At 48.1% G+C, this 21,414-nt stretch carries 13 protein-coding genes; all 13 read right to left on the bottom strand.

The features are described from left to right. Positions 1-64: 64 nt before the first annotated feature. The 13 genes from M1K58_RS09350 to M1K58_RS09290 all read right to left on the bottom strand — a co-directional run bounded on the left by M1K58_RS09350 (position 65) and on the right by M1K58_RS09290 (position 21,294). Positions 65-2,653 carry a metallophosphoesterase gene (locus M1K58_RS09350; RefSeq protein ID WP_256758535.1) on the bottom strand — a complete coding sequence of 863 codons (2,589 nt, stop codon included), beginning with the start codon at positions 2,651-2,653 and terminating at the stop codon, positions 65-67. Positions 2,654-2,655: 2 nt separating this feature from the next. Beyond that, positions 2,656-3,921 carry a class I SAM-dependent methyltransferase gene (locus M1K58_RS09345; RefSeq protein ID WP_256758533.1) on the bottom strand — a complete coding sequence of 422 codons (1,266 nt, stop codon included), beginning with the start codon at positions 3,919-3,921 and terminating at the stop codon, positions 2,656-2,658. 14 nt (positions 3,922-3,935) lie between these two features. Next, positions 3,936-5,039, bottom strand: coding sequence for a slipin family protein (locus tag M1K58_RS09340; protein ID WP_256758531.1), 1,104 nt, complete (start codon positions 5,037-5,039; stop codon positions 3,936-3,938). Between the two features lie 672 nt (positions 5,040-5,711). Continuing rightward, entirely contained in the window at positions 5,712-7,802 is a 2,091-nt protein-coding gene (locus tag M1K58_RS09335) for an alpha-L-rhamnosidase-related protein (protein WP_256758529.1), read from the bottom strand. A 40-nt stretch (positions 7,803-7,842) separates the two neighbouring features. Further along, positions 7,843-9,006 (bottom strand): alpha/beta fold hydrolase, encoded by a 1,164-nt coding sequence (locus M1K58_RS09330; protein ID WP_256758527.1) that lies wholly within the window; start codon positions 9,004-9,006, stop codon positions 7,843-7,845. Further along, positions 9,000-12,161, bottom strand: coding sequence for a family 78 glycoside hydrolase catalytic domain (locus M1K58_RS09325; protein ID WP_256758525.1), 3,162 nt, complete (start codon positions 12,159-12,161; stop codon positions 9,000-9,002). The genes M1K58_RS09330 and M1K58_RS09325 overlap by 7 nt, the downstream gene beginning before the upstream one ends. 22 nt (positions 12,162-12,183) lie before the next feature. After that, the gene (locus M1K58_RS09320; RefSeq protein ID WP_256758523.1) at positions 12,184-13,170 is read right to left on the bottom strand and encodes a sugar phosphate isomerase/epimerase family protein; all 987 of its coding nucleotides are present in this window, start codon (positions 13,168-13,170) and stop codon (positions 12,184-12,186) included. 41 nt (positions 13,171-13,211) lie between these two features. Further along, a complete protein-coding gene (locus tag M1K58_RS09315) occupies positions 13,212-14,099 on the bottom strand; it encodes a carbohydrate ABC transporter permease (protein ID WP_256758521.1) in 888 nt (295 codons plus the stop codon). A 16-nt stretch (positions 14,100-14,115) separates the two neighbouring features. Beyond that, entirely contained in the window at positions 14,116-15,012 is an 897-nt protein-coding gene (locus tag M1K58_RS09310) for an ABC transporter permease (protein ID WP_256758519.1), read from the bottom strand. 76 nt (positions 15,013-15,088) lie between these two features. Beyond that, positions 15,089-16,807, bottom strand: a complete 1,719-nt coding sequence (locus M1K58_RS09305; protein ID WP_256758517.1) for an extracellular solute-binding protein — start codon at positions 16,805-16,807, stop codon at positions 15,089-15,091. A gap of 133 nt (positions 16,808-16,940) precedes the next feature. After that, positions 16,941-18,584, bottom strand: a complete 1,644-nt coding sequence (locus M1K58_RS09300) for a response regulator (protein ID WP_256758516.1) — start codon at positions 18,582-18,584, stop codon at positions 16,941-16,943. A 1-nt stretch (position 18,585) separates the two neighbouring features. Continuing rightward, the gene (locus M1K58_RS09295; protein ID WP_256758515.1) at positions 18,586-20,343 is read right to left on the bottom strand and encodes a sensor histidine kinase; all 1,758 of its coding nucleotides are present in this window, start codon (positions 20,341-20,343) and stop codon (positions 18,586-18,588) included. A 168-nt stretch (positions 20,344-20,511) separates the two neighbouring features. After that, positions 20,512-21,294 carry a nucleotidyltransferase domain-containing protein gene (locus tag M1K58_RS09290; protein WP_256758513.1) on the bottom strand — a complete coding sequence of 261 codons (783 nt, stop codon included), beginning with the start codon at positions 21,292-21,294 and terminating at the stop codon, positions 20,512-20,514. Positions 21,295-21,414: the final 120 nt, after the last annotated feature.

Raw genomic sequence — 21,414 nt, 5'->3', positions numbered from 1 at the left:
CAACAAAAACACTGACCGCATATGGGTCAGTGTTTTTGCATTCTCACGATTACTCCACTCTCTTCTACAGCCTTGGATCGATTTCTTTCTCGTTCGACGCTTCGAAGAGCAGATTCGCAACAGTTCCTTGGTAGGTAGCATTGTCCGGCGCAATCTCATTAAATTTCACCTTGAGCATCTCCGTCCCTAAACGGTGCTCATTTGCAGATGTCCGAAGCTTCAGGTTGATATTTTTCTGTTTCATGAGCTTGCTGTACTTATGTGGAAAGCGGTAGTCATAGCCATAGATGATCGACAAATACTGTGAATTCCGAACCTTCATATACGGAATGGCACCATTTTGAGCTTGTTCGGGTTTGATAACCACACCTTCCATATGGTTCTCAACGGTTAACTTAGCGAAGTACTGTTCCGCCTGCTCGTAACTGCTCGAATCTCCCAAATCCAATGTAACGAACTCATCCTCCGACAGAAAACCGTACATATCCGATGTCTTCCAATCTGGAATTATTTCTTCCCCGTTCTCATATACGATCTTCAACAACGCGAACGGCTTGTATTCCAGCTCTGCATCCTCCGCATACAGCTCCAACTGCCTCTTATAAATCTCATAAGCGGCCAAATGATCCGCTAACGGCAAGTAAGCTTGCCGTATACCATGAACATGCTTATAGTTCTGATACACCCTCGCACCGTACTTGTCACTTAATGCAGACTTGGCTACTGTGAACTGATCTCTCTCGAATCCACTTGCCTCATATTCTTGTGATAGCTTCCCAAAAGCTTCATCAAATCCGTTTATTTTCAGAAACTCAAATTCCGTCTCTAACGCCTTCCCGATCGGCTTGAACTGTCTTTCGATCAATCCATCCCCCATCGCCTTCCATGGAAGAAGCTCACCATCCAGAATCAACAGCTCTATGTGATTCGTCCGCATATACTCACTGAACTTCTTCAGCAGCTGTTCGTAGATGACTGTCAGCTCCACCGATTTGATTTTGTAGCCGTTACGGCTGACAGAGAAGCATTGATCGATATCTTTGTGAAGATAGACGTTACAGCGCGACCCCATGTATTTCGGCTGAAGAACCACTTGAGTCATTCCACGCTCCGCAAAATATTTTAGTCCCTGCTCTAAGGACTCTAGATCGTGAGCGGCGTCGTCTTTGTTGGCTGGCGACATCGTTCCGGAGATGAAGTTGATTTTGTTGCGTGAGCAATAGTGCAGCCTACGTACTTCATCCTCAGCCAAATCTTGAAGAGATACTTTCTTAGCCGATTGAAACAGCGTAACTAATTCATCCGTCATCACGGCTTGCCCAGACTTATGCGACTTAAAGAAAGGCTTAGCTGCAAGACTTACACCTGTCAGAACATTCCCATGCGCGCTTCCTGTGTCCACATGGATTTTGTTCTTGATACGGAAAGCATTCTTCGTAGCCACATGTCCGAATACATGATAGGGATGATTACCCACCGCTTCCTGCTTGAGAAAATCCAGTTGCTCCTCTAATGGAGCATTTTCCCGATCAATGCGGAAATTACGCTGGTTGCGGACAGAGTTAGTGTCTAGCTTACCGATGTATTTGTTCTTACAAGGTGCATGTGTCACATAGAAGGATGGTCCTCTAGCCCCGTTGAATCGGTAGAATGGTTTAGCTACTGCAACCAGTTCATTAAATTTCGTCAGCAGCTCGGAATCATTGCGTAGCACTTCGGTGGAATCAAAATACGTATGCAGCAGTTCTTGGTCAACCCCCTTGATCTCACCCCGCATATATTTCTCCACGAAGTTCTCATGGTTACCCAAGACGAATAGAAAATGTGCCTGATTCTCGTATAGAAACTCTATCGTTTCTTTCGTGTGCTTGCCTTTGTCAATCCAATCTCCGACAAGAATAACCTTCGTGTCACTCACTTTATCCGTAACCACTAGCTTACCCGCTTCTATTCTATAACCATAGCTAAGCAGTAAGCCTTGCAGCTCATCGATACATTCATGAACATCACCGACGATGATATACTTCCACTCTTGTGGCAGAACCGTAGATATGTACTCGGGCAAGTCCTTGATGAGCACCCGGTACTCTGGATTAGCTTGATCGTCCGCACCCGAGTAAAAATCCTTCGCTCGCACCTTATGAATACTAGAGTAGCCTTCCCGTGACAGCGTGCCTAGTACATCTTTTTTCAAACGATTAATATGGTTAGTGATTAACTTCTTCGAGCGCTCGGAGGCATAATAATCTTCCCGTTTGCGGTAATCGAACAGAATGACTTCTAGGTTATAGTTATTGTCACGCGCGATATCGCGTACCTTCTCCCGGAAATCTTCAGCTAAACCCGTCGTATCTACGATGACGAATTCGGCATTGATCGGAAAAGAAGTAACCATCTTCAGCTTCTCGAACAAGAGATGGAATGCCTGCGAGCTTGCCTCTAACATAACTTGATCATACTTATCGTAATCGTAGCCCAGAACCTCTTGCCGAATGCTATCAGATGACAAATACTGGATGTTGAAGCTTATATTTTTACCCTCGTCCCTAAACCTTAATTGAGGCATTAAGACTTGTCGGGCAAACGTTGTTTTACCGCATTCCGTCGAGCCAACCATCATGAAGATGGTATGGACTTTCGTAGAGATCTCCAACTTTATTCCCCCTTCTGCCGCACAATAACACCTTGCGTCGTTTGAATGTGATTGACCCCATCACCGATGGCAACGAATTCATATGTCAGGTCCAACCCGTTCATGACATCCTCGAACCATTGCTGGAACGCATCATTGCCCATCTCCCACTTATGGTCGTCATGCCTGAAGCCTTCCAGCTCATAGTACATATTGAAATCAGAGTTCGGCGTCGTAATGACAAATTTGTCGAAGATGACATGCTTGCATATTTGACGGATAAGCTGCTTCGCCTCATCCTGACTCATATGCTCGATGACTTCCGTCAAAATCACGTCTACTTGTTCTCCATTGTAAGCTTCCAGGAAGGTGTCAATAGAGTCGAAGCCTACAATATTATCCACTTGCTTGGCATCCGCCTTTCGCTTGACGACCTCCAGTAATTCCTCATTGATGTCGACGGCATAGTAGCTGCTCTCTATTTTCTTAGCAAAGGGAATGGCGTAGTAGCCTTCTCCGCAGCCAATATCGAGAATCGATTTATCGAATGTAAGGGTGCTACCAATGAAGCTTCTCCGCTGAAACGCCGTTCCTCCAAAATCGAATCTGATTTCATAACGTTCTGTTTTCTCAAGCTCCGCCCTGTATTTCTTAAACCGTTCCTTGGAAGACAGGAAGTTTCTTGCAAACAAGCTACGGATATAGAACGGCGCATCGATAACGTTGACACTTTTCATATATTTCTCCAAAATATCATCGGAAATATCGATGTACTCATCACCGAACATAGACAGGAACAAACAAAGTACACTCACGACATGAAGCAGCTGATACAAGCTCCTCCGCGTCGTGACCTTCAAAGAATAACTCTTATGCGCTTGATGATCGATCTCGAAGGTATACTCCTTCAGATGCTTTGCGAAGAAGTCAATGTACCGAACTAGCTCGATATGGATGAGATTAATGAACACCGTATGCTCGTACTCGTCCGTATCTTGCTCGCTTTGCTCCTTCAAAGGCGTCGAGTAAAATTCGTTAATTGCGTTAAGAGGAAACAAGGGTGTGTTATATCGCGAGACATTCAGGTATTCAAAGTTATCCTCTTTGTTCTGTTTGTAAGAAATTACATTGTCCGCGTCCTTAAAGAGGACATTAAATGTTGTATCATCCGTATACCAGCCGTAAGCCATTCCCTTACGTATCGTTCGAAGCAGCATTCCCGTTCCCGGATTTTTCTTAATCAGGAACGAGAACTTTGGGTTGGTCGATTTCACTTGCATAATAGCCAATTCGATCTACTCCTTTACTTTCCTTTGGCGGAGAATAGGGAATTCAATTGCTCCAGCATGTTCCCACCATTAGTCAAAGATATATTGCCAATCTTATCGCAAATCTTCTCCAGAAATTCAAGCTCTTTCAACCGGTACAACGTCTCATTCTCGTCTAACAGCTTAGCTGTGTTAAGCAAGCTTCGAGTCGAAGCTGTCTCTTCCCGGCGAGTGATCAGGTTAGCTTGTGCCTGCTTCTCAGCGATCAATACGGTATTGAGGATTTCCTTTACGTCTCCTGGAAGAATGATGTCCTTAACGCCTGCGGATAGGAAGCTAATCCCAAGGTCGCCACTTTGACCGTTCAACTTCCCAATTGCGTAAGTCCCGATCTCTTGCTTCGCTCGCAGTAGCTCATCCAGTTTCATCGTACCCACGTATTCACGAAGCACAAGCTGTAGCATGACGTACACTTGATCCTCGAACGACTTCACTTCCAGCGCCTTCAGCGGATCTATGATCCGATATTGGCAGACGAAGTTCAAACGTAGAGTCACTTTGTCTTCGGTCATCATCTCTTGGCCAGTCATGTCCAGCTGGAGTTGCCTTAGATCGACTGTCTTTACTTGTGCTGTGACTGGGCCTTTCCAGAAATAATACTTACCTGGCTTCAACGATTTACGGTAAGTGTTATCAATGAACAGCAATCCCGTCTCGTGGTTCGCCACCTCGTAAGATTGCAAATAAGTGCTATTCAACCGTGCGAGAACGGATACGTCTATGTCAGCAGGAATTTCTGGGTTCCGTGCATCCACCCGAATAAACTCGTGTCGCTTCCAGACGTTCCAGAACGCGTATTTGCCCGTAGGCAATAGACGTGTGATTTTCCCATCCTCGAAGTGGAGTACGTATTCGTAATCCTTTACGTCCACAACAGTCAATTCCTTCAACAGCTCCTCATCTTGCAGGAACAGGTTGATGTCTTTGTCAGGTACGGAGAACGGTTTACTTACATTCAGTGTAGTCACTTGATAGTCAGCGAATGACCAGAATCTGTAGTTACCTGGCATCAGGTGCTTCATATAATTGCCGTCCTTGAACAGTAAAGCTCTTTCGTCGGAGCGAACGATTGTTTTCATAGGGATTTACCTCATTTCGATTTGTTAATAATGGGTTGCCAGGTCTAGAATCCTCCCCGTACAGAAGCGGAAGTCACGCTTAAGGTAGGAGTTCATGCATGCCCGATGTTGTAGCCTCCGTAGGGAGTGCCGATCCCCTTGCTTATCGGCGACTCGTCGACATCGGATAGAAACGCGGGAGCTGCTTAACTCATACCGGTATCCACGAACTGCAAAGCTTGGTTCAGGTGCGATTGCCTAAGGGCGACCGCTGAGAATTCTAGATCAGGCAGTTCAGATTTTGATCTCTCGAGCCCTAGTCGAGTGCCTACCATGGCATCACTTGAAAGGTGATCAGAAGGAGTCGAACCTTCGTATTGGAGGGTCTAAGCCGCCCATCTGCTGCAGCATACCGGAAGCAAACGCCTCGGCACTGCGGGATTATTCGGAAATCCCAACGGTCGCAGGATGGAGCCGATCGTAGACCCTAATGTTCGGAATAGTGAATCCAATTGGAGTGTTGCTTTTCTTGTTCTCATCTTCTCTGATTTGGGACGTAACGAACATGGTGAAAGTATGACGACAATGAAAAAATGGACTGTTTCTGCTGATTGCATAGCAAAAACCCCGACAAGACGTCGTCGACGTCAAGTCAGGGTCATTTTCAACTCTGAAGGTTGATTTCATTCTCACTTAATTGCTCAGATTAACCTCATAGACAGCTCCAGGTTTCTCCAATAGAAGCTCATATCGGCCATCTGGAGTTTGCGTCAACAATCCATCCTTGCTCTGGGGAATTCCCTCGCATGTGAATACAAGAATACCGCTACCGTCTCCGCAAGTCTTCACGACTATTCTATCCTTATCTCGATAAACAGTTATGTCGCCATGTGGCGTCGGAACCTTACCTTCGATTTGCTCCAGTTCCCCAAGCTTCGGTTCAACCCGATAGCGACGGTACCCGGGTTCGATCGGACGAACACCAAGCACATACTTGCCAAGCAAGTAAATTGGAGCAGCACCCCATGCATGACAGAGGCTCTTGCGGAACTTATCGCCATACATATCATATTGAAGCTCCGGTGGTAACGAGGGATCGAATTCCTCCCAGAACGAGGTTGCGCCCAAGTCGATCATCCCGCCCCAATAATTGCTTATTTCACGCAGGACATGTGCTTCTTCTCCAATCTCACACAAAGCCTCCAGCTCGAAAAAGCGCATAAACGGCGTAATAATTTTCTGAATGGAGCTATTCATGAGTACGTTTCGTTTGACCGATTCACGCTGCTCCTCATCCAAATAATCAAACCGGATACCGAATACGCTTGGGTATTTGAGAATATCCTTTTGCAGCTCACCGTTCAGCTTTCCATGAATGAACCCGCCCTGCTCCTCGTCCCAGAACGCTTCAAATATCCGTGAACGAAGACCATCAGCCATCTTGGAGTACTTTCGCTCATTGTCTGTATCACCAAGCTCAGCAGCAAAGCAAGCAATCGTCTCCATACTTCTACATAACAATAACTGCTCGGCAGCTAATGCCCCCCTGCGTTCCATCGGTGCCCAATCGATAAATACCCAATCCTCTGGATAGCCTTCCATCATGCCTTCCTCGTTGCAACGCTTCAGGCAGAATTCCATCAAGCTCAGCATATTCGCATAGTGAGTGCGAACGAATTCTAGATCACCTGTGTACAAATAATAATCATAGCAGCTAAGGAACCAGTAGAACGTATAGTCCATAATCGTGTTGATGTGGATCTCAACTGGGTTTTTACCCCGCAGTGCGACGAGCGTCCGCTTCGTCACATCCTGCTCGAAATAAGCGTAATTATTAATTAGAAATCCGAGATTAGCGTCACCACTCCATACCCAACGGTCGCGTTTCATCCCATCGTACAAAAATTCCCGCATATTCAACTGAAGCGTATGAGCGGATAGCTCCCAGATGTCGTCCAACCGCTGGTCTGAGCTTCGGAAGGAGCCTCTGAGCTCCATCGGTACATACTCATAATGGTGCTTCACATTGCCCCATTGAACGCCCTCGTCAGCTTTCAATTGAATATATCGAAATGCTCTAGTAACCGGTGTACGCCAGCTACTTGCGGCATTGCCGTCGACGGACAGGGATTCGAACGTCTCGGCGAGTTCGCCAGCCAGCGCCTCTTCCCGCGATTCACCATAATACAAATGAATGCTTCCAGTGCCCGTTACGTCGCCAAATTCAACATAACCAAAGGTTTCGCGGCCGAAATCCACGATAATCCCGCCGCCATCTAGCGCTTCCGTATTCACCGGATCGTATTCCTCGTATGCAAATGGAAACGAAGCGGGAGGCTGTTCAATATCGCTAAAATTCCAATAGGCGGCAGGCACCCATTTGCCATTCAGTGCAGTTACCTCCCACCCTTCACCTGAGTCGCAACCCGCTCCTGTCGTATACAGCGCTGGAATCTCCCGATCATTATAGACGTTAATCGCAAGCGTATGCTTACCCGCTGGGAGAGTAACTGAAGTAACCGGTTTACGCTCATATCGAAGCGGTGTCATGTCGTCGTTCAAGAGAAGAACGAACTCCCCCTGAACCGACAGAGTCAGCTCCGCAGGCTCGGTAAGCTCGAACAACCTGCGAAACTTTATGCTCGTGTAAGCTCCATCAAGTCGCCAGGAGGGCGGACAAATGTAGCCTCTGAACTGCCTTCGTACGGATGCTTTCTGGTGAAGCCATATTTCGTAATCGCCCGGATACCAAATCCAGTTCGGTCCTTGTTCGTTATTTGCCATGTCGCTATCCCTCACAGTTGGTAAAGCCTCCACTCAGGCTTCATCGTATATTCGTCCCGGAACGGTCCCGCACATCCGAGCTAACGATATTTCCTTCTTCATCCTCTATCGCAAAATAGTACATTACTGCTTCATTAGGAACACTCCCAGCAACGCGGCAGGTTTCAGGATACACGACTGCGGGGCTTGTCGTCCACACTCGGGTTGGCGACCGTCCCGTGTCGGCCGTATACAGTAGTTCCGCCGAAAGGATAACGTCTGATGCTCCGTATGCCGCCCAAACCATCCCGTCTGAATCCTCATCGATATCGCGAATTCCCGGTAATAGTCTACTCGTTCTGACCTGAGAATCCGCATAAGTGAAAAACTCATTCGTATTCCAAGGCACCTCGTAATTATGCTCCCAGTCCTTCATGAGCCGGAGTGTCTTATGTCCTTTGGCCGACCTGTGAGTCTTTAGCCAGCAATCCAGATCGAAGCACGTATCGTTAGTCCCCGTCGCCCATAACATTGGCGTTTTTGATTGGCCAATATACCGACTGACATCGAATGTATCCTCCCACAAACGCTGTTGAATACCGTCCATACGAGATATAATGTCCATCCAACAGGAGCCTTCCTGAAAATAACCCGCCGCATATACCGTCATCGCATAAGCCGGACGCGGATCCACGCCCGTCACAATCTCGGTCACATAGCCTCCCCACGATATTCCCATGAGGCCAACCTTCGTTGTATCGATTTCCGGCAACGACGCCACAAGCGAGATTGCGCGTATAACGGCAGCAACAGAATGATAAGACCACATCTCCCCCAAGGAATCCGGGGACACCTTGAAGAATAACGACTCCTCGCTTTGATCGGGTCCACCGTCCTCCAGCCGCTCGCCATCCGGCCCGTTACCGAACAAATCCATTGCAATAGCTGCATATCCTCGTGATGCCCATTGTCCGGCCCACTCGGGGAACGCCCTTCCTGCTCCACCATGGACGAGAACGATAGCCGGAAGTGGCTCTGTGTATTCCTTGGGCGTTGCATAATAGGCGAACACGCGAGTCGTCTTGCCGCGATAAGGCTCGCCCTCATAATAGAGGGGCGTTAATGAATAATCCGAATGATGCGTTGTCGCCCCCCATTGAACGAACGGCGACTCCATCAAGCTTTCCATATCCCATGGTCCACTAACTTCTTCCGAGGTTACCATCTCGCCACCTTAAACTCATAACGACCGGAACCGACCCGGAAGTAAGCCGACCAGACATCACGGCGGATAAACTTCCATTCCTCGCTTGGGCTATTTACTTCACCGTCAGTCGAAATCGAAACACCGTCTATCCAGAGTTCCGAATCCGCCTTCGCAGGCAATCGAACCTCTGCTGTACAATTCACCGGAACCTCGACTCGTAAGACGAGGCTGTCTCCCTCGATTACCCAATCGCTTTCGATCCATCCATATAGGCTGTGATATTTGCATCTGGCGGAAGTAAACTCACCTCCAGGCAACGGTTGAATTCTAAACGTACGGAAACCGGATTCGCGATCGTCCAAATCGATGCCGAACAGGAAGCGATATATCCATTCCCCCACTGAACCGAGAGCATAGTGATTAAAGGAATTCATCTCAGGATCTTGAAAGCCCTTCTCTTCCGTCCAGCCATCCCACCGCTCCCAAATCGTCGTCGCTCCATTTTGTACGGGATACAGCCATGATGGAAAAGTCTCCTGCAGCAGCAAACGATAGGCGGCCTCCGTCTCCCCGTATTCGGTTAGCAAGGGTAAAATATACGATACGCCCATAAATCCTGTCGTCATATGCCAATTCCGATTACGGATATCTTCAACTAACCGTCGCAGGGATGCCCGTTCCATTTCCTTCGGTAGCAAGCCAATCATTAGGGCAAGGACATAGGCCGTCTGTGTATCGCTTTCTATTCGGCCATCTTCTTTAACAAACCGCAGCTGGAACGATTGCCTCAACCGCTCGAACAGGTCCGCGTATTGAAGCGCATCCTCGTCCTTGCCGATCTCGCTCGCCATTCGTGCCATTAGCTTGACGCTGTAAGCGAAGAAGGCAGCGTTGATAAGTGCTTTAGGCGTCTCAGCACCGAAGGAAAGGTGATCTCCGAAGCTCTCGGAACGGCGAATTAGCCCCTCCTCGCAATCTCGTTCCATCCACTCTATCCATCGTGTCATGGCCTCGTAATTATGTTCGATAAACCTTCGATCGCCATACACTCGATATAGAGTCCAGGGTAGAATTACCCCTCCGTCTGCGAAGAACACATGTCCCCTGCCGAAATGCTCGACGAACGGAGCAACATCTGGGAATGCACCGTCCTCACCCTGTGCATCACGAATATCCGTCATCCACTTGGTGTAAAAGCTCGCGCAGTTCATGTTATATGTTGCTGTCCGGGCAAAAGCGTGCGCGTCTCCCGTCCATCCAAGCCTTTCATCCCGTTGCGGGCAATCGAGCGGAATGCCAAAGAAGTTACCCCGTTGGCTCCACTTGATATTTTCTAGCAGGCGGTTAATAAGAGCATGTGACGTGTGAACCTCCGATGTCTCCTCTGCGGAAGAATGGACGACAATACCAATCACCTGATCCAATGTCAGCTCGCCTGAATAGCCTTCAATCTCGACATATTGGAAACCGTGGTAAGTAAAATGAGGCTCGTACTGCTCTTCAGCGATCCCACCGAAAATGTAAGTATCCGTCTGTTTGGCTGTACGAAGATTCGTCCGATATACCCGACCATCCTGATCCAGCCGTTCCGCATACCGAATCGTAATCCGTTGACCCGATGTTCCGGAAAACTTCAATCGCAGCCACCCCACCATGTTCTGCCCCATATCGACGATATAACGTGATTCGTCGATTCGTAGGATCGATTTGGGGACGAGTTCACGAACAGGCTTAATCGCAGGGCCTTGCTGAGCAGTCATGTGGCCACCTATTGTTTCTTCGAGGATTTGCACCTGCTGCCAATCCGAGGGATTCAAAGTCTTCAGCCTTGCGTCGTAAGTTTCTCCCATATAAATATCCGCCGACACGACCGGGCTTCTCGCAGAGAGCCAGTCCTCGTCCGACCTGATTATCTCACTCGTGCCATCCTCGTATTCAATGTGGAGCTGTGCTCGTACAGCGACTTTCGTGCCATAATGATAGGGGCCGCATATCCCTAAATGTCCCGCATACCAGCCGGAACCCACAACGGCCTCCAGCCTGTTGGAGCCCTCTTGCAATAACGAAGCCACATCGTAAGTTTGATAGGGAATACGCTTGCGATAATCCGTCCAGCCGGGAGCGAATACATCACTCCCAATCGGCTTGCCGTTCATGTGACTCTGATAAATTCCTAAAGCGGAAATATACAGCCTCGCATTGGCAACAGGCTTGTCAATTTGGAAGGACCGACCGATGACAGGATTGGGTCCATATGCGGTATTCACAGGATAGAGAATTCGTTTATATACGCCCCAGTCCCCTTCTCCGAAGGTACCGATCGGAATTGCAGCTTGCCAATTCTTTTCGTCCATCTCAGCAGAAGTCCAATCCCCGTCAGGCTTATCGGTGACGAGCCAATTGGAATCGGCAGCGTAGGTCCGGGTCGTTCCATTCGCATAAGCTAAGTGGAGTACAGCAACGAAGCCTTGCTTTTCTCCGTCAGAACTGCAAGCAATACTATTAAGACCTTGAAGCAGCAAGCTTTGCACATCCAGAACAACTGACTGCAAATACGGGTAATATAGCCCCTCATCTTCACCGTTCACATAGATTTGGAGCGAGTCGACAGCGAATACATGTAGCTTCGCTTCCGACGGAAGCTCGTTATCGATCGTAAAAGAAAGTCGGAAATATCGTTTGTCCTTAACTCCGGTAGGTGTTTCTTCGCGCACCGGATTTTCTTCGCTCATTCTATCCCAAAGAACAGGAACGCCCTTCAGCAAATCCGGCTCCGGTTGTGGATCAGGTAGGAATGGGGCAGTAATCCACTGCCCACTCCACTCCTCATCCATTAACAGTCCCATTTCCCAATAGCCGATATCGCTCCAATCGCTTTCCTTGCCCTCACGGTCCCAACCTTTTACTTTCCAATAATAACGAGTGCTAGACTGCAGATAACTTCCGCCGTAAATGATGTGCTGCGAGTCACGAGAAGCCACGATTCCGCTGTCCCAGCAATCCCCTTGATCCAGAGCTAGTTCCTGGATGCTATCCGCAACCAAAATCTGATAGGCGGTTTGATACTCACCTCGGCGGCCGGCATCCATCTGCCAGCTTAAGGCCGGGTAGCTATTATCTATGCCAAGCGGATTCGTCTCATAATCGACGGTCATCTTGCCTATTGTTATCATTTGATTGTTCACTCCTTGCTGTTCAGCGATCTAGAGATAACAACAGCTTGCGCAAATAAGCAGTAATTTCCGGTGACTTGCCACTTCTCAGTAACGCTTCGATTTCTTCATTAGGGATCGAATCCACGAGGCGAGCGAATGACTCCATAGCATTGACGCCCTCCCGTACTGCCTCCAATCCGTCCTCCCGGTAAGGATATTGGTCGATCGACAACCAGCCGTTATACCCTGTCCGCTTTAACCAATAGAAAAACTCCAACGTCTCTATCGTATGGACGCTGCCTACGATCATGTCGTCATCCCAATGACGGAAGTTATCGTTCATATGAACATGAAACAGCTTGTTCCCATATCTCTTCAATAACGCAACGGATTCAGCTGGTGTCTCATACGCATTCAACGAATGGCCGAAGTCGATCGTCACTCCGATATTGTCCGTACCGGTCTCTTGAGCCATCAATATGGACATAGCTGCAGTACTCAAGTAGCTGTGGGTTCTAGGCTCCTTCGGCTTATACTCCAAGCTAATCCTTACATCAGGTCGATAGCGGCACACCTCTTTGAGACCTTCCGCAAACCAGTCACGCTCCTGAATGTAGTCCGCTTGGAACAAGTAATCGTAGCCGTCCTGACCTGGCCATAACGAGATGAGATCGCCTCCCAGCTCTACTGCCGCATCGATCATCTCTTTCGTATGAGCGACAGCTTCCCTGCGGATCGCCGGATCTTTGGCCGCAAAGCTACCGTATTTCCATTTCATCTGTCCGAAATGATCGGGAATGATGGAGACAAGCTTGAGCTCGTGTTGCTCCAGATGACCTTTCAGCTCTTTCACATTGTTTTCCGTGACATGCCAAGAGCCAACCAATTCTACTCCGGTGACCTGAGGAATCTGAGCCACTCGACCGAATAGCTCGGAAATCGTGAACGGCTCCGCATACCCTCCGGTCACATAACGGTCAGAGCAGCTACCAACGTTAGATAGAATGACGGAATATTGATGAGTCATTATCGATCCCTCCTAATTATTAATCTAGTTAATAGCACTACCTATTCCTTCACGCTGCCAAGCACGATGCCATGGATGAAATAACGCTGTAAGAAGGGATAGACGAGCAGAATCGGTAACATACCGACGAACACTTGAGCGGCACGTGTCGTTCTGTCCGATATTCGGTTGAACACCCGCGCGGTTTCCGGGTCGGTGAACTTGGACAAATCAGGCATCGTTATGACGGTCTGTAAGTAGCTGGACAGCGGATATCGATCCGGGTTGTTCATTAACAGCAGCCCATCGAACCACGAATTCCAATGCCCCACTACCGTGAAAAGCGTGATTGTCGCGAGCGAGGGCATGGACAACGGAACATAAATACTGAACAGAATACGCCAATCGCCCGCACCGTCGATTCGAGCCGACTCGTTCATTTCTTTCGGAAGCCTGCGGAAAAAGTTAAGCAACAGTATGATATTGAACACAGGTACCGCACCAGGCAGCACGAGCGCCCAAATCGAATTCAATAGCTCAAGGTTTTTAATGGTTAAATACCAAGGAATGAGTCCGCCACCGAATAGGATCGTGATTACGAAATACCAAACGTAAGCGGACCGAAAGCGAAAATCTCGGCGTTCCTTCGACAGCGGATACGCGCATAAAAGCGTCAATCCGAGATTAATTACGGTGCCGAGTGCTACACGCTCCAGCGTGATGCCCATCGAGCGGAAAAACTGCCCTTGCGAGGCAACATATTCATAAGAAGCCCAAGTGAAGTCGCGCGGCCAGAATAACACGTTGCCTGCCGTCACTTGTATCTTGGAGCTTAGCGATAGCGCCAACACGTGAACAATCGGCAGAAAGCAAAGCGCCGACAGCAAGATCAGCAATGTGTAATTGACCAGATTGAAGCTTCTTCTGCTCCAGGACGTCGTCTTAATCATCCGACAGCAACCCCAATCAGAAAATTCTATAATTGGCGAATCGATACGCCATAGCATACGACACAGAGACGAGTACAAATGAGATAATTGACTTAAATAGACCAAGCGCTGCAGATACGCTGAATTGATAATCCTGCAGTCCGATCCGATAGATCATCGTATCGATAATATCGCCGCTCTCAAACACTGGAGGACTGTATAAGTTAAATACCTGATCGAAGCCGGCGTTCAGCACGTTCCCTAGGCTCAGTGTCAACATGAGTACGATAATCGGAGCCATCCCAGGAAGCGTAATGTGAAGCGTCTGCTTCCAGCGGCTTGCTCCATCGATAACGGCCGCCTCATACAACGTCGGATTTATTCCAGTGAGTGCCGCTAAATAGATAATGGTGTCAAATCCAAACTGCTTCCACGTATCTGATACAATGAGCGTCCATGGGAACCAATTATTGTTCCCAAGGAAGAAGATAGACTGCATCCCAAGTCCTTCGATCATCTGATTGACAATGCCTTTCAGAGACAGAACATCCATTAGAATACCGGCAAGAATAACCCAAGATAGAAAATAAGGTAAGTAGATAAGCGTCTGTACCGAACGCTTGAACAGTACATTCCGAACTTCATTTAGCAGTAACGCCGTTATGATAGGTACGATCAAGAGCAGGATGATTTTTGCAGATGCGATAAATACCGTATTCCATAACACCCTGTTGAAATCAGGCAATTCGAAGATGTAGCGAAAATTCTCTAATCCAACCCATTCAGATTTGAAAAATCCTTTGGTTGGATAATACTTCTGGAAAGAAATGATAATGCCGAACATGGGGACATAGCAGAACAGGAAGAGAAACAAGACTCCCGGCAGTAGCATGATGTGGTTAGCACTTTCCTGTCTCCACTTTTTATTGAACACGGTCGTCTTCACCTCCCGCCGCCCACAAGGGACCGGATATTAAGCATCCGTCCCTCATCTGCGGAATAATCCTTCATTAACGATTCGATGCGTACCATTCGTTGACTTCCTGCGTAATCTTGTCTCCGCCAAGCTTCTTCCAATTTGCTACGTAATTGTCGAAGTCGCTAATCGGTGCAGCATTCATAATGATTTTTACGAACGTTTCATTTTGCATTGTAGCTAACGTCGACATTTTCTCATCCGCTGTTTTCGTTGAACCACCGAAGTACTTATCGATGACAACCCCATCTGGCTGTAGTTGATACTGATCACGCACCTCGAATGGGCTAACCGCAGGCTGATGGATCCACCATTGCTGCCATTTCTCCGGATCCGAGCCGTCCGTACCCAATACAAGATCATAGGTCTCTTTGAGGCTTTCATTCAACTTGGAAGGATCACCTGAAGCGAGCGCATCGCGAACCAGTCTGTAGTTGTAGTCTTTGATATAGCCTTGGACCGGTGATAGAACGTGCATCGCGTATTTCGCATTGTCTACCCAAGCATAAGTTTTGTTATCGCCGTTCGTACCAAACTCATCTTCACCGTATACTTTCTGGATAAATAAGTTCATCATCTTGACAACTGCTTCTGGATTAGAGAAGCCTTTCTTGACGACCAGGAAGCCGCCAACAGAGACACCTACACTCGGTTTAGCCGGAGTACCGTCAACGGACGGGAGAGGAACCGCAATCCATGAAGCCTTCGGATCGTTCTTAATGAGATCTACCGCAATCAATGCAGATTCCGAAATCGTGCCGTAAAAGATACCAAGCTTGCCGGATACGACGTCTTCCTTCAGACGGTTGTAATCCTTCGTGCCAAATTCCCGATCGATCAAACCACCCTTGTACATTTCCTGTAGTTTGCCGAGCGCTGTTTTCATCTCCGGTGTCGTACTGCCGTACATGAGTTGACCCGCTCCATCATCAACCCAAATATCAGGGGATGCATGGAAACCATTTAAGAATCCGCCCATTGAACCTCCACCCATTGTCGCGCTCAGAATTCCAAGCCCGAGCGTATCCGGCTTACCATTACCGTCGGGATCCTGCTTGACGAAAGCATCTGCCACGTTCACTAATTCGTCTATTGTCGTCGGTTCCTTCAGACTCAACTTCTTGAGCCAATCGGATCGGATATAGAGAGAGACTAGGGAATCACGAGGATCTCCACCGTATTGCGGGACCGCCATAAGCTTACCGTCGTATGTCGCCATCTTCTGAGCAGGTGCTAAAGCTTCCCCGACTTGCATCTTCAGATAAGGCATAGCATAACGGTCGAACACTTCCGTCAGATCTTCAACCATGTCTGCCTCTACCAGCTGGTTCAATTGCTTCTTGGAAACGACCATCAGGTCTGGAATATCGCCAGAGGCGATGGACACGTTCATCTTATTGTCGTATTGCGTAGAATCAACGAGCCAGTTCCACTTTAATTGAATACCCAACGTTTCCCGATATAGCTTCGTCCAACGATTATCGTTGTCCCACGTTTCGCCATCCGGGAAGGTCGCCCAACCCGCCGTTCCCAGAACGGACTTTATGGTAATAGGCGGATCGATCTTGCCGAATGGATTGTTATCTCCCTCAGGTTTTGCTTCCGCGCTGCTTGTGGCCGAAGCAGCTCCCTCACTCTTCTCCGTTTCAACTGCTCCCTTAGCTTCGTTGGCCTTATTGCCACTGCACGCGCTAAGTACGCTCGACGCTAGCACAACGATAAGCAGCATCGTCCACCCTTTTTTTCCTAACATAGCCTTGCCCCCTCCATTAAGTTGGATCGTATTTTCGTCTTGCAAACCGATTATAGCAACGCCGATTGGGGCGACTCTATTCCAAAGATTTTACTTCGCGTTGTAACATTTTGATTGCACAATAGATTCAACTTCACCGACGAGAGGACCTGTCTCTCCATTCCTGAGGAGTCATTCCCGTCGATTTCTTGAACACACGGTAGAAATATTGGACAGAAGTAAATCCGGACGAAGGGGCAATATCCTGAATGCGATGCCTTTGATCCGCGAGCAGATCCTTGGCTATCCGAATGCGGCATTCCGTGATATATTCCGCGATACCGACGCCGTTCTTCTGCTTAAACAATCGGGACAAGTAGGAGGAATTGTGACCCGTATTCTCCGCAATTGCCGTCAAGCTGAGCTCATCGGAGAGATGATCGGCAATAAAGGCTTTCACATTCGTCATCAGCTCGTTCTCGCTCTCTCCCCGTAACCGTTCCCTGCAATCGAAGATTGATGCCCCGCATCGGCGCAAGTATTCGACCGCTTCTTGCGGCTCCTCTTGAGGATCGAGACGAATCAGACGGCTTACATCCCATCGTTCCTCGGTTCCGGCTAAGCGCTGCTCCTTCGTATGAAAAGAAAGAATAACGGAGGCAGCCATGTAATAATGCTTCTCCAGATGATCGGTATCCTGTTGATCGAGCAACTCATCCAACAAAGCGAAGAAGGGCTCACGGCGGTTGTTATCCAGCATCGACGCCAGACTGCCGATCAAGGTCGCCGCATCCCGTGTGAATGCTCCCTCGGCTGAGGCTTCACCGGGCGAATGTTGATCAACCATCAACATTTCACGACCGGAGCCTAAGCCCCATAGCATGTTCCCTTTTAGTGAAGCGAACTTCCGTCCCAGCCCATCCCATTGCACTGGTGTATCGGCGATAATCACAGATAGCTCCAACTTGATCAAATCCTTACAAGCCCCTTGAATTAATTCGAACGTACCCTGTACGAACCGAACCATCATGTTCCAGGTATCTTCCCGCACCCGCTGCGGACTATCAGGATGAATACCCTTCGGCTGGATCAACCAGACGATGTTAAATGGATCCATCGGGATCGACAGCAGGGTAACCGTCGCATCCAAATACTCCCCTGCGATATTGCGGATAGAATAGAGGAGCAAATAACGGTCATAGTGGGATAAGTCTCCCATCCATTCGTCCACGCGCCCGATGATGGGAAGAACGGTCATCGTCGGCTGAAGCGGGATATGCAAATTAGCGAATTGTCGGGTCAGCTCGCTGTCTCCGATCCGTTCCCCATGTAGCAACTGACGCATGAAATCCTGCTGTAAAGCCTCTGAAGCCATTCGCATTTGTTGCTTCGATTTGGCGATTAATTGCTCGATTTCTATCTCATCCTTGAGCTTCGCCACAGCCTTTTCCACCGCTTCAATTAAGCGTTCATCACCGTCTGTTTTTAAGACATAATCGAGTGCTCCACCTCGTATCGCATTCTGGGCATAGTCAAAGTCATTAAACCCAGACAAGAAAATAACTTTGCATTTGGGCCAATAACGCACAATTTCTCTTTGCAATGTAATACCGTCCATACCCGGCATACGGATATCGGATACGACGATGTCAATCTTCGTCCTTTGCATCCATTCCAATGCTTCTCTAGCCGAGTAAGCGCCAATCACTTCCAGATCGAAATGCGGGAGCTGACGGAATACTTCCAGCAGCCCCTCTACCACATAATCCTCATTGTCTACGATGAGCAACCGATTCATATTAAGCTTCCTCCCCCGACCTTAGAATAATATCCACGCGCATTCCCCCAAGCTCGCTACGAGAAATGCGAAGACCGGACGATGCTCCGTATTTCAGTCCTAATCTTCTATGCACGTTCAGCATGCCGGTCGTTTCCATATGCTCCGAAGGCGATTGCCATTCGTTAGCAATCTCCTCCAACCTGTCGTCTGTAAGGAGATTACCATTGTCTTCAATAATGAGAGACAAGGATTGCTTGTCCGAATTCACGGTAAACCTGAGAATACCCTGACCGTCCAATTCCTCAAGCCCATGAATAAAAGCGTTTTCAACAATGGGTTGAACGATGAGCCTAGGAACCAACGTATTTTCCCATTCCGGTGGCAGCTCCCCCCACTCAATTGTCAGCTTGTCGCGGAAACGCATTTTCAGAATATCGGCATATGTTCTAGCGTGGTCTACTTCTATCCGCAAGGTCGCTTCCTCCTGCCCATTCCGGGTAATGTATTTCAAATAATCACCTAGCAGTCGCGTATACAGCTTGATATTGTCCGTATCCTCGTTCTGAGCCATTCGGTGCAGACGGTAATAAGTGTTATAGAGAAAGTGCGGATTGATCTGTGCTTGCAGATGCTTCAGCTCGGCGCGCTGCGACCGAATGCCTTGCTCATAGACATCATGGATTAGCGATTGGATCGTGCCCATCATCCGGTTAAATTGCTCGTAGAAATAGTCGATCTCGTCGCGGCCGCGCGATTTCAATTGGACGTCGAAGGCGCCTTCGCTTACTTTGCGGAATGCCCTGACCAGCCTTTGAAGGGGCCGCTGTAAAAATAAATAGATCCAGTATGCGAACAGTAAAATAATAACGACCGCAGTCGCAATCAGAATACGAAACCACCATTGATATCCCGCCAATGGCTGCAAAACAACCTCTTCGGGCATATAGAGCGTTAATGCAATTCCCAGCTCAGGGGAGCGCTCGAATGCAGCGATGTAATCCCGTTCATCGACTCTCGTCACGTTCTGCCCAGACGGTTCAGAATGCATTTGGTGCATCTCGGTCATTTGGCGTTGGAAGTGATCGTTACTATCGTCCCCAGAAAGCATCCAATTTCCTTCTAGGTCGGACAAAATAGCGTTGCCCCCATTTTCCGTCAGCATCTGCGACAGCATAGATTTGATCTTCTGTTCGTTTATCGTAATTTCAATCCAGTAAGCAGGTAAGCTATCCTCATAAGTTCCCGTCGGGAAGCGCTCAGCTTGGATCAGTTGATTGTTCCATACAATAATCGGCGTTGCTTTATGATTCAGAAGCTGGTGTATATCTGTTTCTTCTTTATTAATGCTATAGCTTATCCGGTTCGGATAAATGATTTTTTGCTCGGAAACCATGAATAATGCCACGTTCTCGATATAGGCGCTGGACGATTTGAGCGTCTGCATCTTCTTCTGAAGCGCAAGCACCTCTACCCTGCGCTCATAATCCGACATGACCGGCGACATTGTGCTGAACCGCTGGATGTCCTGATCAAATATGTATTCCCGCTTCAAATTAACGATGTGCTCCAAAGCCGTACTCAATTCTGCAACGTAGAAATGAACCCGCGATGACAGCGAGTTCTCGACCTCTCTGCGGATCGCCTTTTCTCCGTTAACCACAAGCATTGAACCGACGAATAGAATCGGGATAATAGCCGCCATGAAAATAAGAACGATCTTAGGATACAAACCAATAGACAACAGATTGCGGCGCGTAAATAGTGGAATTCGGCGCATACCCTCACATCCTCTCCGAATAAAACGAAAAGCTCTTGGAAACCGAAGGCGGTATCCCAAAAGCTTTTAGTTTTCTATTATAGCAAATTCAAGTAGGGGGACGCCGTTCTAATTATTTTACTTTTTCATTGCACATTTTTGTGGTTACAGCCCTTATAAAGTCCCTCTCTAACTCCACGCCTCTAGCAACGAAGAGCGGAACAACGAATCCAATTGGCGATCCAGCTTTCCGTCTGCGCCTTTCATACTTGCAGCGGATTGCTCATAGTACGCCAGCTTCTGTTCGAGAAATTCATTGATCCTATCTATTCTAGGCTCATCGCTAAGCTCTTCACCTGATTTCTTGCGCTCAAGCAGGTTTCGTATTGTCCACTTCAGCTCGCTACCTTTCGGGATCAAATCCTCGACCAGAGCATCAAACTCGATTGGTGGCATCGATTCGTATTTCTCAATCCATTCGCAGGCAAGTATGGGTCTCAGGACGTAGAAGTATTTTTTCAGCCTCACACGTTCCCCTTGTAAATACATCCTGTAGTTTCCCTTCGCCATATTGAGATAATGGTACATGCAGGATTTCGGCGAAAAGGTTAATGGGGATACTCCGCGAATATGATCAATCGTGGAAAACTTCTCCCAATAGGCAATCGGGGACTGTAACCACTCTAGCAAAGGAGGATTCGACTTACGGAACAGGTTCAAAGCTTTTCTCAAGTCCCAGCCGTTAATATCAAGCAAATCACTGATCGGTCGCTCTATGACATCCCGCTTGTCGAAGATGGATAAATACCAATCTGGCTTCCGAACGTATATGAATCTCACATCGTAATCGCTATCCGAAGATGGAAAGCCCCATGCCCGACTTCCTGACTCGCAAGCATATAGAATTTGTACCTCGTCTTGTTGTTCTATTCGACTTAACTCATGAAGAATGGATTGATGTATTTGGGTCATGGGATTGCCTCCTGGATATCAGCCCGCCTTAGACGTTGCTTTTCTTGTTCCTATCATCGCTGATTTGAGGAGGACCGAACATGGTGGAAGTATGACGACACGGAAACTTTTCCATACTCC

The organism is Cohnella sp. WQ 127256 (assembly GCF_024519285.1).
Classification (GTDB): Bacteria; Bacillota; Bacilli; order Paenibacillales; family Paenibacillaceae; genus Cohnella.
This window is presented reverse-complemented; position numbering and strand designations above follow the sequence as displayed.